This is a genomic window from Mycobacterium sp. 141 (genome assembly GCF_000382405.1).
In the GTDB taxonomy this organism is placed as follows: Bacteria; Actinomycetota; Actinomycetes; order Mycobacteriales; family Mycobacteriaceae; genus Mycobacterium.
On sequence record NZ_KB908255.1, the window covers coordinates 250,309 to 265,687 of the forward strand.

General features: G+C 66.3%; 13 protein-coding genes. 8 read left to right on the plus strand and 5 right to left on the minus strand.

Annotation, left to right across the window (positions count from 1 at the left end; genetic code table 11):
- Positions 1–8 precede the first annotated feature (8 nt).
- The 8 genes from rapZ (at position 9) to ppc (ending at position 9,350) form a co-directional block, all read left to right on the plus strand.
- Positions 9–926: an RNase adapter RapZ gene (gene rapZ, locus H276_RS0101295; RefSeq protein ID WP_019969499.1), complete on the plus strand. Its 918-nt coding sequence runs from the start codon at positions 9–11 to the stop codon at positions 924–926.
- Positions 923–1,990 carry a uridine diphosphate-N-acetylglucosamine-binding protein YvcK gene (gene yvcK / locus H276_RS0101300; protein ID WP_019969500.1) on the plus strand — a complete coding sequence of 356 codons (1,068 nt, stop codon included), beginning with the start codon at positions 923–925 and terminating at the stop codon, positions 1,988–1,990. The genes rapZ and yvcK overlap by 4 nt, the downstream gene beginning before the upstream one ends.
- Positions 1,987–2,964 carry a DNA-binding protein WhiA gene (whiA, locus tag H276_RS0101305; protein ID WP_026356450.1) on the plus strand — a complete coding sequence of 326 codons (978 nt, stop codon included), beginning with the start codon at positions 1,987–1,989 and terminating at the stop codon, positions 2,962–2,964. The genes yvcK and whiA overlap by 4 nt, the downstream gene beginning before the upstream one ends.
- A gap of 133 nt (positions 2,965–3,097) precedes the next feature.
- Complete coding sequence (gene gap / locus H276_RS0101310) at positions 3,098–4,120, plus strand: type I glyceraldehyde-3-phosphate dehydrogenase (protein ID WP_019969502.1); 1,023 nt, start codon at positions 3,098–3,100, stop codon at positions 4,118–4,120.
- 4 nt (positions 4,121–4,124) lie between these two features.
- Positions 4,125–5,348 carry a phosphoglycerate kinase gene (pgk, locus tag H276_RS0101315; RefSeq protein ID WP_019969503.1) on the plus strand — a complete coding sequence of 408 codons (1,224 nt, stop codon included), beginning with the start codon at positions 4,125–4,127 and terminating at the stop codon, positions 5,346–5,348.
- Positions 5,349–5,378: 30 nt separating this feature from the next.
- A complete protein-coding gene (gene tpiA, locus H276_RS0101320; RefSeq protein ID WP_018600241.1) occupies positions 5,379–6,164 on the plus strand; it encodes a triose-phosphate isomerase in 786 nt (261 codons plus the stop codon).
- A gap of 44 nt (positions 6,165–6,208) precedes the next feature.
- The gene (secG, locus tag H276_RS0101325; RefSeq protein ID WP_018600239.1) at positions 6,209–6,442 is read left to right on the plus strand and encodes a preprotein translocase subunit SecG; all 234 of its coding nucleotides are present in this window, start codon (positions 6,209–6,211) and stop codon (positions 6,440–6,442) included.
- A 103-nt stretch (positions 6,443–6,545) separates the two neighbouring features.
- Positions 6,546–9,350 (plus strand): phosphoenolpyruvate carboxylase, encoded by a 2,805-nt coding sequence (gene ppc / locus H276_RS0101330; RefSeq protein ID WP_019969504.1) that lies wholly within the window; start codon positions 6,546–6,548, stop codon positions 9,348–9,350.
- 277 nt (positions 9,351–9,627) lie between these two features.
- On the opposite strand, the gene H276_RS0101340 is transcribed toward ppc, so the two are convergent.
- The 5 genes from H276_RS0101340 to tal all read right to left on the minus strand — a co-directional run bounded on the left by H276_RS0101340 (position 9,628) and on the right by tal (position 15,379).
- Positions 9,628–10,983, minus strand: a complete 1,356-nt coding sequence (locus H276_RS0101340) for an FAD-dependent oxidoreductase (RefSeq protein WP_019969506.1) — start codon at positions 10,981–10,983, stop codon at positions 9,628–9,630.
- A gap of 87 nt (positions 10,984–11,070) precedes the next feature.
- On the minus strand, positions 11,071–11,784 hold the full coding sequence (pgl, locus tag H276_RS0101345; RefSeq protein ID WP_019969507.1) for a 6-phosphogluconolactonase: 714 nt from the start codon (positions 11,782–11,784) through the stop codon (positions 11,071–11,073).
- Positions 11,777–12,688, minus strand: coding sequence for a glucose-6-phosphate dehydrogenase assembly protein OpcA (gene opcA, locus H276_RS0101350; protein WP_019969508.1), 912 nt, complete (start codon positions 12,686–12,688; stop codon positions 11,777–11,779). The genes pgl and opcA overlap by 8 nt, the downstream gene beginning before the upstream one ends.
- Before the next feature lie 31 nt (positions 12,689–12,719).
- Positions 12,720–14,264 carry a glucose-6-phosphate dehydrogenase gene (gene zwf / locus H276_RS0101355; RefSeq protein ID WP_019969509.1) on the minus strand — a complete coding sequence of 515 codons (1,545 nt, stop codon included), beginning with the start codon at positions 14,262–14,264 and terminating at the stop codon, positions 12,720–12,722.
- Entirely contained in the window at positions 14,261–15,379 is a 1,119-nt protein-coding gene (tal, locus tag H276_RS0101360) for a transaldolase (protein WP_196807817.1), read from the minus strand. Before tal ends, zwf begins: the two co-directional genes overlap by 4 nt.

Consider the following 15,379-nt stretch of genomic DNA (forward strand, 5'->3'; position numbering starts at 1 on the left):
GATCGCGCGTGACAGAACAGCCACATCGGGATCCTCTCGACTCCACCGGGGCGGTTGGCGATTCCGGCATCGACGTGGTTTTGGTCACCGGTTTGTCCGGGGCAGGACGCGGCACGGCGGCCAAGGTGCTCGAGGACCTCGGCTGGTATGTCGCCGACAACCTGCCGCCCGAGCTGATTGCCCGGATGGTCGAGTTCGGTCTTGCAGCGGGGTCGCGGATCACTCAGCTGGCGGTGGTGATGGATGCGCGCTCGCGGGGGTTCACCGGGGACCTGGACTCGGTGCGCACCGAGCTCGCCACACGGAACATCACCCCGCGGGTGCTGTTCCTGGAGGCGTCCGACACCATCCTGGTACGCCGCTACGAGCAGAACCGGCGCAGTCACCCGTTGCAGGGCAATCAGACCCTGGCCGAGGGGATCGCCGCGGAGCGCGCGATGCTGGCCCCGGTCCGCGCAGTGGCCGACCTGGTCATCGACACCTCGGCGCTGCCGGTGCCCGCGCTGCGGGCGAGTATCGAGCGGGCGTTCGGCAGCGAGGCGGTGTCCGAAACCAACGTGACAGTAGAGTCGTTCGGCTACAAGTACGGGCTGCCGATGGACGCCGACACGGTGATGGATGTGCGGTTCCTGCCCAATCCGCACTGGGTGGACGAGTTGCGCCCGCACACCGGTCAGCATGCGGCGGTGCGGGACTATGTCCTCGGTCAGCCCGGAGCTCACGAATTTCTGGAGACCTACCATCGGCTGTTGGACGTCGTGATCGACGGATACCGCAGGGAGGGGAAGCGCTATATGACCGTGGCCATTGGGTGCACCGGCGGCAAACATCGCAGCGTGGCGATTGCCGAAGCCCTGGCGCAGCGGTTGGCGGGCGGCGACAAACTCACGGTGCGAGTGCTGCACCGGGATCTGGGTCGCGAATGAGCCCGCCCCGCATCGTCGCTCTGGGCGGTGGACACGGCCTGTATGCGACGTTGTCGGCGGCCCGACGGCTCACGCCGCACGTGACCGCGGTGGTGACGGTGGCCGATGACGGCGGCTCGTCGGGCCGGCTGCGCTCCGAGCTGGACGTGGTCCCACCAGGCGATCTTCGAATGGCATTGGCAGCTTTGGCGTCCGACAGTCCGCACGGCCGGCTGTGGGCAACCATCATCCAGCACCGGTTCGGTGGCAGCGGTGCCCTTGCCGGGCACCCCATCGGCAACCTGATACTGGCAGGGCTCAACGAGGTCCTGGCCGATCCGGTGGCAGCGCTCGACGAGCTCGGCCGGATTCTCGGGGTCAAGGGCCGGGTGCTGCCGATGTGCCCGATCGCGCTGCGGATCGAGGCCGACGTGGCGGGGCTGGAATCCGACCCCAGGGTGAGCCGGGTGATCCGCGGTCAGGTGGCCATCGCGACCACCGTCGGGCAGGTGCGCCGGGTCCGGTTGCTGCCGGGCGACCCGCCCGCCACCCGGCAGGCCATCGACGCGATCATGGCTGCCGATCTGGTGGTGCTCGGCCCGGGCTCGTGGTTCACCAGCGTCATCCCGCATGTGCTGGTGCCCCAGTTGGCGGCGGCACTCGACGCGACCACGGCCCGGCGCGCGTTGGTGTTGAATCTGGTGGCCGAGCCTGGCGAGACGGCGGGCTTCTCGGTAGAGCGGCACATTCACGTACTGGCCCAGCATGCGCCGGGCTTTACGGTGCACGACATCATCGTCGACGCCACCAGCGTGCCGAGTCAGCGTGAGCGTGAGCAGCTCAGCCGAACGGCCAAGATCCTCGACGCCCGCGTAGAGTTTGCTGACGTCTGCCGACCTGGTACACCTTTACATGACCCGGCGAGGTTGGCCGCGGCCCTGGAAAGCGTCGGCCTGCGTGCCACCACACCTGACGGCAGCATCGTGCAGGAACCGACTCTTCCCACGTCCGTCGCCGGGCCGGTCGATGTCCTGCGGCAGGAACCGGCACCGAACAGATCGAGAGGGGACGATCCGTGGCGATGACAGCCGAGGTGAAGGACGAGCTGAGCCGACTGATGGTCAATTCGGTGAGTGCCCGCCGCGCCGAGGTCGCCTCGCTGCTGAGGTTCGCCGGCGGTTTGCACATCGTCGCGGGGCGCGTTGTGGTGGAGGCCGAGGTCGATCTCGGCATCATCGCGCGCCGGCTCCGCAAGGACATCCACGACCTCTACGGCTACAACGCAGTGGTGCACGTGCTGTCGGCCAGCGGTATCCGGAAGAACACCCGCTACGTGGTGCGGGTGGCCGCGGATGGCGAAGCGTTGGCGAGGCAGACCGGCCTGCTCGATCTGCGGGGTCGCCCGGTGCGGGGGTTGCCCGCCCAGGTGGTCGGCGGCAGCGTGGCCGATGCCGAAGCCGCCTGGCGGGGGGCGTTCCTGGCGCACGGCTCACTGACCGAACCTGGTCGCTCATCGGCGCTTGAGGTCAGTTGCCCGGGACCTGAGGCAGCATTGGCCCTGGTGGGCGCCGCGCGGCGGTTGGGTGTCAATGCCAAGGCTCGTGAAGTACGCGGCAGCGACCGGGTGGTGGTGCGAGACGGCGAGGCGATCGGCGACCTGCTGACCCGGATGGGTGCCCAGGACACCCGGCTCACCTGGGAGGAGCGCCGGATGCGCCGGGAGGTTCGGGCGACGGCCAACCGGTTGGCGAATTTCGACGACGCGAACCTGCGCCGGTCGGCGCGGGCCGCTGTCGCCGCTGCGGCGCGGGTGGAGCGCGCGTTGCACATCCTCGGCGACGGGGTGCCCGACCACCTTGCGGCAGCGGGCAAGCTGCGTGTCGAGCATCGACAGGCTTCGCTCGAGGAGCTCGGCCGGCTCGCCGATCCGCCGATGACGAAAGATGCTGTGGCAGGCCGGATTCGGCGATTATTGTCGATGGCCGACCGCAAGGCCAAGCAGGACGGCATCCCCGACACCGAGTCGGCGGTCACCCCGGATCTGCTCGACGAAGCCTGAGCCGGACGTGACCCGTCACGGCGTCGCGTAGTCCTGCGTCGCACAGTCCTGCACTGACCAGATCGCGCGCGCTGAGACTGGCACCACTAGGCTGTTGCGCGAGCAGTCCACCGGCGACGTAGGGAGAAATCACGTGACCATCCGGGTAGGTGTCAACGGCTTCGGCCGCATTGGCCGCAACTTTTACCGGGCCGTTGCGGCGCAGCAGGCCGAGGGTCAGAACACCGATATCGAAATCGTGGCGGTCAATGACCTCACCGACAACGCCACCCTGGCGCACCTGCTGAAGTTCGATTCCATCCTGGGCCGGCTGCCGCAGGATGTCAGCCTGGAGGGCGATGACACCATCGTCATCGGCGACAAGAAGATCAAGTCGATGGAGGTCAAGGAAGGTCCGGCAGCCTTGCCGTGGGGTGATTTAGGAGTCGATGTCGTTGTGGAATCAACGGGCATCTTCACCAACGCCGCCAAGGCCAAGGGGCACCTCGATGCGGGGGCCAAGAAGGTCGTCATCTCGGCGCCGGCCACCGATGAGGACATCACCATCGTGATGGGCGTCAACGACGACAAGTACGACGGCAGTCAGAACATCATCTCCAACGCATCGTGCACCACCAACTGCCTGGGCCCGCTGGCCAAGGTCCTCAACGACGAGTTCGGCATCGTCAGGGGCCTGATGACCACGATCCACGCCTACACCCAGGACCAGAACCTGCAGGACGGCCCGCACAGGGATCTGCGCCGCGCCCGTGCCGCCGCGCTGAACATCGTGCCGACCTCCACCGGTGCCGCCAAGGCCATCGGCTTGGTGCTGCCCGAGCTCAAGGGCAAGCTTGACGGCTACGCCATGCGCGTGCCGGTCCCCACCGGTTCGGTGACCGATCTGACGGCCGAGTTGGCCAAGTCCGCCACCGTCGACGAGATCAACGCCGCGATGAAGGCCGCTGCCGCGGGGCCGCTCAAGGGCATTCTCAAGTACTACGACGCGCCGATCGTGTCGAGCGACATCGTCACCGACCCCCACAGCTCGCTGTTCGACTCGGGCCTGACCAAGGTCATCGACAACCAGGCCAAGGTCGTCTCCTGGTACGACAACGAGTGGGGCTACTCCAACCGCCTCGCCGATCTGGTCGCACTGGTCGGCAAGTCGCTCTAACCCGATGGCTGTCAAGACTCTCGAAGATCTGTTGGCCGAGGGTGTCGAGGGTCGGGGCGTGTTGGTCCGCTCCGATCTGAACGTCCCCCTCGACGACAAAGGCGCCATCACCGATACCGGCCGTATCGTCGCCTCGGTGCCGACGCTGAAGGCACTCGCCGAGGCAGGCGCCAAGGTCGTTGTCACAGCACACCTGGGTCGTCCCAAGGGTGGGCCGGATCCCAAGTTCTCACTGGCCCCGGTTGCCGCGGCGCTGGGGGAGAAACTTGGCCGGCACGTCCAGTTGGCCGGTGATGTGGTGGGCACCGACGCGCTCGCCCGGGCTGAGGGGCTGACCGACGGCGACGTGCTGCTGCTGGAGAACATTCGGTTCGACCCACGCGAAACCAGCAAGGACGACACCGAGCGGCTGGCGCTGGCCCGGGAATTGGCCGCCCTCGTCGAGGGCGCCGACGGGTCGCCCGGTGCATTCGTTTCCGACGGCTTCGGCGTGGTGCACCGCAAACAGGCTTCGGTGTATGACGTCGCGACGCTGCTGCCGCACTACGCCGGCACGTTGGTGGCCGCTGAGGTCAAGGTGTTGCAGCAGCTGACCAGTTCGACCGAACGTCCCTACGCGGTGGTGCTCGGCGGCTCCAAGGTGTCCGACAAGCTGGCGGTGATCGAGAACCTGGCCGGCAAGGCCGACAGCCTCGTCATCGGCGGTGGCATGTGCTTCACCTTCCTTGCCGCGCAAGGGGTTTCGGTGGGAACATCGCTGCTGCAAGAGGAGATGATCGATACCTGCAAGCGGCTGCTCGACACCTACGGCGATGTCATCCATCTTCCGGTCGACATTGTTGTCGCCGACAAGTTCGCGGCTGACGCCGAGCCCGAGACGGTCGCTTCGGACCGCATCCCGGACGGCAAGATGGGCCTCGACATCGGCCCGGAATCGGTGAAGCGGTTCACCGCGCTGCTGTCTAATGCCAAAACGGTGTTCTGGAACGGCCCGATGGGCGTCTTCGAGTTCCCGGCGTTCTCGGCAGGCACCAAGGGCGTGGCCGAAGCCATCATCGGTGCCACGGCCAAGGGTGCCTTCAGCGTCGTCGGCGGCGGTGATTCGGCCGCGGCCGTGCGTCAGCTGGGCTTGCCCGAGGATGGTTTCTCGCACATTTCCACCGGCGGCGGTGCGTCGCTGGAATACCTTGAGGGCAAAGATCTGCCCGGTATCGAAATTTTACAGTAGTTCGTCCACTCACGATCAACGAGGAGACCCGTGGCCCGTACGCCGCTCATCGCCGGCAACTGGAAGATGAACCTCAATCACTTCGAGGCCATCGCCCTGGTACAGAAGATCGCATTTGCCTTGCCGGACAAGTACTTTGACAAAGTCGACGTCACCGTCATCCCGCCGTTCACCGATCTGCGCAGTGTGCAGACGCTCGTCGACGGGGACAAACTGCGGCTGACCTACGGCGCGCAGGATCTGTCGCAGCACGATTCCGGTGCCTATACCGGCGATATCAGCGGCGCGTTCCTGGCCAAGCTGGGTTGCAGCTACGTCGTGGTGGGGCACTCCGAGCGGCGGACGTATCACCACGAGGACGATGCGCTGGTGGCCGCCAAGACCGCCGCGGCGCTGAAGCACGGCGTCACCCCGATCGTCTGCATCGGTGAGCAGCTCGAGGTGCGTGAAGCCGGCGACCACGTCGAGTTCAACGTGAACTCGTTGCGCGGCTCTCTGGCCGGGCTGTCGAAGGAGCAGGTCGGCCAGGTTGTTATCGCTTACGAGCCTGTGTGGGCCATCGGCACCGGCCGGGTGGCCAGTGCGGCCGACGCGCAGGAGGTCTGCAAGGCCATCCGCGACGAACTTGGCAACCTGTCGTCGCCGGAGCTCGCCGCGGACATCCGGGTGCTTTACGGCGGCTCGGTCAACGCCAAGAACGCCGGTGAGATCGTCGCCCAGCCCGATATCGACGGCGCGTTGGTGGGTGGTGCCTCGCTGGACGGTGAGCAGTTCGCCACGCTGTCGGCCATCGCCGCAGGTGGGCCGCTGCCGTAACCCCGGGGCCGGGCCCGGCACGCTGACCAGGTACTCTGACGGCCATGCAATTGGCGCTGCAGATCATCCTGGTCGTGACCAGTGTGCTGGTCGTGCTGTTGGTCCTGCTGCACCGTGCCAAGGGTGGCGGTCTGTCCACCCTCTTCGGCGGCGGCGTCCAGTCCAGCCTGTCCGGTTCCACGGTGGTGGAGAAGAACCTCGACCGGCTGACGCTGTTCGTCACCGGCATCTGGCTGGTGTCCATCATCGGCGTCGCGCTCGAGATCAAATACAGCTGATACCGGACGCCGGGCTCTGGCGGTAGGGCACGCCGCCTACGACCCCGTAGGCGGCGCCCACCCGGCATGCGCCGCGTTCTGAACCACGTCGATACTGGAACCCATGACGGATGCCTCCGATACCACCTTGTTGCCCATCGGCTCGGTGTACCGCACCCAGGTAGGTCGGGAAGCCACCGAACCGATGCGTGAGGACATCAGGCTGCTCGGCGCCATCCTCGGTGACACAGTGCGCGAACACAACGGTGAGGCGGTGTTCGACCTCATAGAGCGGGCGCGGGTGGAATCGTTCCGGGTCCGTCGCTCCGAGATCGACCGCGCCGAGTTGGCCGGACTGTTCGCCGGAATCGACGTCCACCAGGCCATCCCGGTGATTCGGGCGTTCACTCATTTCGCGCTGCTGGCCAACGTGGCCGAGGACATCCACCGGGAACGGCGCCGCGCGGTGCATGTGGCGGCCGGGGAACCGCCGCAGGACAGCAGTCTGGCTGCCACCTATCTCAAGCTGGACTCGGCTGAACTCGACTCTGCTGCCGTCGCCGATGCGCTTACCGGCGCGCTGGTCTCACCGGTCATCACCGCGCATCCCACCGAGACCCGTCGCCGGACCGTCTTCGACACCCAGCACCGGATCACCGAGCTGATGCGGCTGAGGCTGCACGGCCACACTCACACCGCCGACGACCGCGATATCGAGGTCGAGTTGCGGCGGCACATCCTCACGCTGTGGCAGACCGCACTGGTGCGGTTGTCGCGGCTGAAGATCTCCGACGAGATCGAAACCGGGCTGCGCTACTACCCGTCGGCCTTCTTTGACGTCATTCCCCAGGTCAACGCTCAGGTGAGAGCCGCGTTGCAGGCCCGCTGGCCCGATGCCGGGTTGCTGCAGGATCCGATCCTGCGCCCCGGATCGTGGATCGGTGGTGACCGGGATGGCAACCCCAACGTGACATCAGAGGTCGTCCGGATGGCCACCGGCAGCGCAGCCCACATGGCGCTGGCCCGCTACTTCACGGAGCTCACCGCGCTGGAGGAAGAGCTGTCGATGTCGGCGCGGCTGGTCCGTGTCAGCCCCGCACTGACAGCTCTCGCCGATGCCTGTACCGAACCGGCCCGCGCCGACGAACCGTACCGCCGGGCGCTGCGGGTGATCCATGCGCGGCTCACTGCGACGGCCGTGGCGATCCTCGACGAGCAGCCCGAGCACATGCTCGACCTCGGGCTGACCGCGTATGCGTCGCCGGCAGAGTTGCTCACCGACCTCGACACCGTCGACGCCTCGCTGCGCGGACACGGCAGCGCCGTAGTGGCCGACGACCGGCTGGCCCGGTTACGGGAATCCGTGCGGGTCTTCGGTTTTCATCTGTGCGGCCTGGACATGCGGCAGAACTCGGAGGTGCACGAGGAGGTCGTCGCTGAGCTGCTGGCCTGGGCCGGGGTGCACGCTGACTATGCATCGTTGCCCGAGGCGCAGCGGATCGAACTGCTCGCCGCCGAACTGGCCACCCGACGGCCGCTCATCGGAGAGAACGCACAGCTTTCAGAGCTGGCACACAAGGAACTCGGCATTGTCGCCGCGGCGGCGCGTGCGGTCAAGGTGCTCGGGCCGCAGGCGGTACCCAACTACATCATCTCGATGTGTCAGTCGGTATCCGATCTGTTGGAGGCCGCAGTGCTCCTGAAAGAGGCTGGGCTGCTGGATGTTTCGACCGGCTACTGCCCGGTGGGCATCGTGCCGCTGTTCGAGACCATCGACGACCTGCAGCGCGGCTCGGCCATCCTGGAGGACGCCCTGAACCTGCCGGTGTACGGCGAGATCGTCACCGCACGCGGTCGGCAGCAGGAAGTGATGCTCGGCTACTCGGACTCCAACAAGGACGGCGGTTATCTGGCGGCCAACTGGGCGTTGTACCGGGCTGAGCTGGACCTGGTCGAATCGGCGCGCAAAACCGGAATCCGGTTGCGGCTTTTCCATGGTCGCGGCGGCACCGTCGGCCGTGGCGGCGGTCCCAGCTATGACGCCATCCTGGCGCAGCCGCCGGGTGCGGTGAAGGGATCGCTGCGCATCACCGAGCAGGGGGAGGTGATCGCGGCCAAGTACGCCGAACCCCGGATCGCACACCGCAATCTCGAGACCCTGCTGGCCGCGACCCTGGAGTCCACGCTGCTCGACGTCGAAGGGCTCGGCGACGAGGCCGGCCCGGCATATGCGGTATTGGATGATCTCGCTGCCCGTGCTCAGCGCGCGTATGCCGAATTGGTGCACGACACACCGGGTTTCGTTGACTACTTCAAAGCATCCACGCCAGTGAGCGAGATCGGTGCGCTCAACATCGGTAGTCGCCCCACCTCCCGCAAACCGACCACCTCGATCGCCGATCTGCGCGCGATCCCATGGGTGCTGGCCTGGAGCCAGTCGCGAGTCATGCTGCCCGGTTGGTACGGCACCGGGACGGCGTTCGAGGACTACTTGTCGGCGGAAGGTCCGGAAAACGCGGATGCTCGGCTGGCGGTGTTGCAGGACCTCTACGAACGCTGGCCGTTTTTCGCGACCGTACTGTCGAACATGGCTCAGGTGCTCGCGAAGTCGGATATGGGTTTGGCGGCGCGGTATTCGGAGCTGGTCGACGATGAGGACTTGCGAGCCCGAGTATTCGACAAGATCGTCGCCGAACACGAGCGCACCATCCGCATGCACCGGTTGATCACGGGTCAGGATGATCTACTGGCCGACAACCCGGCCCTGGCCCGGTCGGTATTCAACCGGTTCCCGTATCTCGAGCCGCTCAACCATCTGCAGGTCGAACTGTTGCGGCGCTACCGTTCCGGAGACACCGATGAGCGGGTCCAACGTGGCATCCTGCTCACGATGAGTGGGCTGGCCACCGCTTTGCGGAACAGCGGTTGATCGCGTTGCCGCAACGGCTGTCAGCGTCTTGATCCGCAGGGCACACCTGTCGCCTCTTTCTGCCAGGACAGTCGGTATGGAACCGAGCGGGGCTCCGGTGCGTCTGAACCGGTGTGGCGAAATACTGTTCGTACCGCTGGCAATCGAGGTGTGAGCGCACTCCCGAGCCGGCTCTGTCCGACTACCTGGCGGGGTACGCCGAGGCGCTGGTCGACGCGCAGTGCGACCGGCGCCCCGGGTCCACCGTCGAGGAAGCGTGAATGGTCAGATCGTGAAGCTAGTCACGGACCAGCACGTGACGCCCGGCCTGGACCATGTCCTCACGCGGAACCACCTTGACGCGCTCGCGGCCCTGCACCTCGCCCAGCGAGATCTCGTGTGCGTCAAGGCGTTCCCACTCTTCCCAGGTGGTGTAGTCGACGTCCTTGGCGGACAGGTGCGTGAATATCGCGTCGGGATCGGTGATCTCGGGCACACGCAGCCCGGGCAGGTCGCTGAGCAGGCTGTTGACGGTTTCGGCGGCATCGGACTTGGTGTGTCCGATGAGCCCGACAGGACCCCGCTTGATCCAGCCGGTCACGTAGGTCGCGTCGATGAGCGTGCCGTCGATGTCGAGCACGCGGCCGGCGTCGTGCGGGATGACCCCGGCGTGGTGATCGAACGGTAGGTCCGCCAGATGCGTCGACAGATAGCCCACCGCGCGATACACGGCCTCGACCGGCCAATCGGTGAATTCGCCGGTACCGCGCGCGGTTCCGTCCCCGATCAGCTCGGTGCGTTCGGTGCGTAGCCCCTCGACCCGATCCGTGCCCAGCACCGCGACCGGTGCCTGGCACAGGTGGATGTGAATGCGGTGCGCTGCCCCGGTGGATTCGCGCTCCAGATACTTCATCATCGTGTCGACGACGAGCTTGGTCGACTTGGTGCTGTTGATGGCGCGCTGGCTGGCCTCGTCGATTTCGAAACCCTCCGGATGCACGATGACATCAACGTTCGGAGAGTGTGACAGCTCACGAAATTCCATGGGGCTGAACTTGATCTGCGCCGGTCCCCGGCGGGCGAACACGTGCACATCGGTCGCCTCGTTGGCCGCCAGGCCCTGGTACACGTTGCCGGCGATCTCGGTCGTGAGTTGTTCGTCGGCGGGTTTCGCGAGCATGCGGGCGATGTCCAGGGCGACGTTGCCCGCGCCGAGCACCGCAACATTTTTCGCGGTGAGCGGCCAACTCCGTGGCACGTCAGGATGTCCGTCATACCAGGACACGAAGTCGGCCGCACCGTAGCTGCCGGGGAGTTCGATACCGGGGATGTCCAGGCTTCGATCCGCGCGCGCACCGGTGGAGAAGATCACCGCGTCGTAGTGGCGGCGCAGTTCGGGCAGCGTGACATCGGTGCCGTAGTGCACGTTGCCGATGAATCTGATCTCGTCCCGCGAGAGCACCCGGCGCAGCGCCTTGATGATCTCCTTGATGCGCGGATGGTCAGGGGCGACCCCGTACCGGACAAGGCCGTAAGGTGCTGGGAGACGGTCGAATACGTCGACGCGCGCGTGTTCGTATTCCTTGGTCAGGGTGTCCGCGGCATAGATTCCTGCCGGGCCTGCACCGATTACCGCTATCTGGATCGTCCTCATAACCGCCTCACGTATTAGGTAAGGCAAGCCTAAATTACTACCAGGTGTACCTGGCAAGTTTTAAGCGGGAGATCCGCGTCACAAAACTCAGGCGGGCAGCTTGGCGGCGGCCTGCCGGTCGAGCAGCCACACCGTCCGCTTCCGACCGGTTGCGCCCGCCGCGGGCACGTCGACCGGATCGGCTCCGCCCACTGCGGCGGCCACCGCATCGGCCTTCTCGGCGCCGGCCACCACGAGCCATGTCTCACGGGCCCGGTGCACGGCGGGCAGGGTGAGGGTGATGCGCCGGGGTGGCGGCTTGGGTGAGTCCGTCACCGCGACGACCAGCCGGGTGGTCTCCCGCACGGCCGGGGTGTCCGGGAACAACGAGTTGACGTGTCCCTCGCCGCCCATCCCCAGCAGATGCACATCGAATTCCTGGGGCAGCGCCTTCTCGTATGCCGCTGCGGCGCTGTCGATGTCGTCACCGAACTCGCCGTCGCTGGCGGCCATGTGATGCACGTTACCCGCGGGGATGTTGATGGACTCCAACAGTGCCTCGCGGGCCTGCTTTTCGTTGCGGTCGGCGTCGTCGGCGGGCACGAAGCGGTCGTCGCCCCAGAACAGGTGAACCTTCGACCAGTCGATCTCGGCCCCGGCGACATGGCGCAGCAGCGCAATGCCGACGGTGCCGCCGGTGAGCACGATGGCCGCCTCACCGCGGCGCGCTATCGCCGACGTGATCGCGCCGACCAGTCGAGCGCCCGCCGCGGCCGCCAACTCGTCTGCGTCGACGTACGTTTCGATCACCTGCTCAGACATACGTCACCTTGTCGATTCCCTGCAGCGCTTCGAAATAGATCTCGTCGGCGTCGAGCCGTCGCATATCCTCTGCCAGGCAATCGCGAGTTTCCCTGCGGGCCAGCGGAATTCGGGCATCCGGCGCCCCGGTGCGGGTCAACGTGGCGGTGACCCCCTGCTGCGGCCGAGTCAGTGTGATCGTCTCACTGGCCCGGGTCAGCTGAACCTTCAGCTCGCCCACGGCGCGAGTCACCGGACAATCGATGCGGCTGGCCAGCCACCCGGCCATGATGTCAAGCGCCGGTTCGTCTTTCAGGCCGGACACCAAAACGGAGGTGATCGGCTCGAACGGTGCCTGGTCCAGCGTCGCGGACAACAGGGCCCGCCAGTAGGTCACCCGGCTCCACGCCAGGTCGGTGTCACCGGGGGAGTAGCCGGCCAGCCTGCTCTTGATGCAGGCCAGCGGATTCTCACCGTTGGTGGCATCGGTGATGCGGCGGACGGCCAACTTGCCCAACGGGTCCTGTGCGGGAACCTTCGGCGCGAGGTCCGGCCACCACGTCACCACCGGGGTGTCGGGGAGCAGGAACGGGATCACCACACTGCTGGCATGGTTGGCCAGCGGTCCGGACAACCGCAGCACCACCACCTCGTTGGCGCCGGCGTCGCGGCCCACCCGTAGCTGGGCGTCCAGCCGGCCCTCGGTGGTCAGCCGGTCGCCGGGGAGGACCACGATGACTCGGCAGGGATGCTCCCGGCTGGCCGCGTTGGCCGCCTCGATCGATTCCTCTAGCAGCGCTTCGGTATCGGGGGCGATGACCAGTGTCAGCACCCGGCCGAGGGTGATCGCGCCACCCTCCTCGCGCAACGCGACGATCTTCTTGTTGATGGCACCGGTATTAGTGTCGGGTAGATCGACGATCATTTGAGTCCTTGGTTCCTCACGGGAGCCCTTCTCACGGGCGCCTCCATTCGCGGCCGGTTCGCTGCAGCATCTCGAATGCAGACTCCGGGCCCCAGGTACCGGCTTCGTACGGGTCCGGCTTGCCATGGGAGGCCCAGTAGTCGAGGGCCGGATCCAGGATCTTCCACGACAATTCGACCTCGGCATTGACCGGGAACAGCGACGGCTCACCCAGCAGCACATCAAGGATCAGCCGCTCATAGGCCTCCGGCGATTCCTCGGCGAACGCCGACCCGTAGGAGAAGTCCATGCTGACATCGCGGACCTCCATGATGTGGCCGGGAACCTTCGACCCGAACCGCAGCGTGATGCCCTCGTCAGGTTGCACCCGGATCACCAGCGCGTTCTCGCCGAGTTCATTGGTCATGGTGGCATCGAACGGCAGGTGCGGCGCCCGCTTGAACACCAATGCAATCTCGGTGACCCTGCGGCCCAACCGCTTTCCGGTGCGCAGATAGAACGGCACACCGGCCCAGCGACGGGTGTCCACCTCCAGCGTGATGGCCGCGAACGTCTCGGTCGTCGACGTCTTGGAGAAGCCCTCCTCGTCCAACAGGCCGACGACCTTCTCGCCACCCTGCCAGCCGGCGACATACTGCCCGCGAGAGGTCGTTTCGTCCAACGGCTCCACCAGCCGCGTCGCCGCGAGCACCTTGATCTTCTCGGACTGCAGCTCGGCGGGGGAGAAGTTCACCGGCTCCTCCAACGCCGTGAGCGCCAACAGCTGCAACAGGTGGTTCTGGATGACGTCGCGGGCGGCACCGACACCGTCGTAGTAGCCGCCACGCCCGCCGAGCCCGATGTCCTCGGCCATGGTGATCTGCACGCTGTCCACATAGTGCGAGTTCCACACTGGTTCGAACAGTTCGTTGGCGAAGCGCAGGGCCAGGATGTTCTGGACGGTCTCCTTGCCGAGGTAGTGGTCGATACGGAACACCGACGACTCCGGGAAGACGCTGTTGACCACGCCGTTGAGTTCCTCGGCGCTCTTGAGGTCATGGCCGAATGGCTTTTCGATGACCACCCGGCTCCAGCTGCCCTCCGGTTTGTCGGCCAGCCCGGACCTGGAGAGTTGTTCGCAGACCTGCGGGAACGCATTCGGCGGGATCGACAGGTAGAACGCGTGATTACCGCTGGTGCCGCGCTCCACGTCGAGCTTGTGCAGAGTGTCCTTCAGACGCTCGAAAGACGCCTCGTCGTCGAACGTGCCCTGCACGAACCGGAAACCCTCGGCCAGCCGGTCCCACACCTCCTGACGGAACGGGGTGCGGGCGTGCGCCTTGACGGCGTCGTAAACGATCTTGCCGAAATCCTCGTCCGCCCAGTCGCGCCGGGCGAACCCGACCAGCGCGAAGCTGGGTGGCAGCAGGCCGCGGTTGGCCAGGTCGTAGATCGCCGGCATCAGCTTCTTGCGGGCCAAGTCGCCGGTGACGCCGAAGATGACGACCGCACACGGACCCGCGATGCGGGGCATGCGCTTGTCACGCTTGTCCCGCAACGGGTTACGCCAGATCGTCGGTGTTTCCGTAGCGCTCATTTCTTCGCAGCGTCAAGCTGGCCCTGGGTTGCGTCGAGCAGTTCCTGCCATGACTTCTCGAACTTGTCCAGGCCCTCGTCCTCGAGAAGCTTGAACACGTCGGCCAGATCGATGCCGACCGCGGCGAGCTTGTCGAAGGTCTCCTGCGAGGCCGCAGCCGTGCCGGAGATCGTGTCCCCGGTCACGACACCATGGTCGGCGACGGCCTCGATGGTCTTCTCCGGCATGGTGTTCACGGTGTTGGGGGCCACCAGCTCGGTCACGTACAGCGTGTCCGAGTAGTCCGGGTTCTTCACACCCGTCGAGGCCCACAGTGGCCGCTGCACCCGCGCGCCGTCGGCCTTCAGCGCCGCGAAGCGCTTACCGCCGAACACCTCTTCGTAGGCGGCGTAGGCCAGGCGAGCGTTGGCGACACCGGCCTGTCCACGCAGCGCGAGGGCCTCCGCGGAACCGATCTTCTCCAGCCGGGCATCGATCTCGGTGTCCACGCGGGAGACGAAAAACGATGCGACGGAATGGATCTTGGAAAGGTCGTGACCGGCTTCGCGAGCCTTCTCCAGACCCTCCAGGTAGGCGTCCATGACGGCCCGGTGCCGCTCGACCGAGAAGATCAGCGTGACGTTCACCGAGATACCCTCGGCGATCACCGCGGCGATGGCCGGCAGGCCGGCCAGCGTCGCGGGGATCTTGATCAGCACGTTGGGCCGGTCGACGATCTTAAACAGCTCGATCGCCTGCAGGATCGTCTTGTCCGTATCGTGGGCCAGCCGCGGGTCGACCTCGATGGACACCCGGCCGTCCACGCCGTCGGACGCCTCGTACGTCTTGGCCAGCACGTCGCACGCGTTGCGTACGTCGTCGGTCGTGACGGTACGGATCGTGGCGTCCACATCGGCGCCCCGCTGCGCGAGCTCGGTGACCTGCGCGTCGTAAGCGGTGCCCTTGGACAGTGCGGCCTGGAAGATCGACGGGTTCGTGGTGACGCCGACGACGCTGCGGGTGTTGATCAGGTCAGTGAGGTTGCCTGACTGCAGCCGCTCACGCGACAGGTCGTCGAGCCAAACGGACACGCCCGCGGCACTCAGCGCCGCGAGATTCGGGTTCTGAGTCATGAT

Excerpts from the sequence above, each read along its gene's own strand:
- yvcK (WP_019969500.1), top strand. The coding sequence starts at position 923 with ATGAGCCCGCCCCGCATCGTCGCTCTGGGCGGTGGACACGGCCTGTAT.
- whiA (WP_026356450.1), top strand. The coding sequence starts at position 1,987 with ATGACAGCCGAGGTGAAGGACGAGCTGAGCCGACTGATGGTCAATTCG.
- pgk (WP_019969503.1), top strand. The coding sequence starts at position 4,125 with ATGGCTGTCAAGACTCTCGAAGATCTGTTGGCCGAGGGTGTCGAGGGT.
- secG (WP_018600239.1), top strand. The coding sequence starts at position 6,209 with ATGCAATTGGCGCTGCAGATCATCCTGGTCGTGACCAGTGTGCTGGTC.
- ppc (WP_019969504.1), top strand. The coding sequence starts at position 6,546 with ATGACGGATGCCTCCGATACCACCTTGTTGCCCATCGGCTCGGTGTAC.
- H276_RS0101340 (WP_019969506.1), bottom strand. The coding sequence starts at position 10,983 with ATGAGGACGATCCAGATAGCGGTAATCGGTGCAGGCCCGGCAGGAATC.
- pgl (WP_019969507.1), bottom strand. The coding sequence starts at position 11,784 with ATGTCTGAGCAGGTGATCGAAACGTACGTCGACGCAGACGAGTTGGCG.
- opcA (WP_019969508.1), bottom strand. The coding sequence starts at position 12,688 with ATGATCGTCGATCTACCCGACACTAATACCGGTGCCATCAACAAGAAG.
- zwf (WP_019969509.1), bottom strand. The coding sequence starts at position 14,264 with ATGAGCGCTACGGAAACACCGACGATCTGGCGTAACCCGTTGCGGGAC.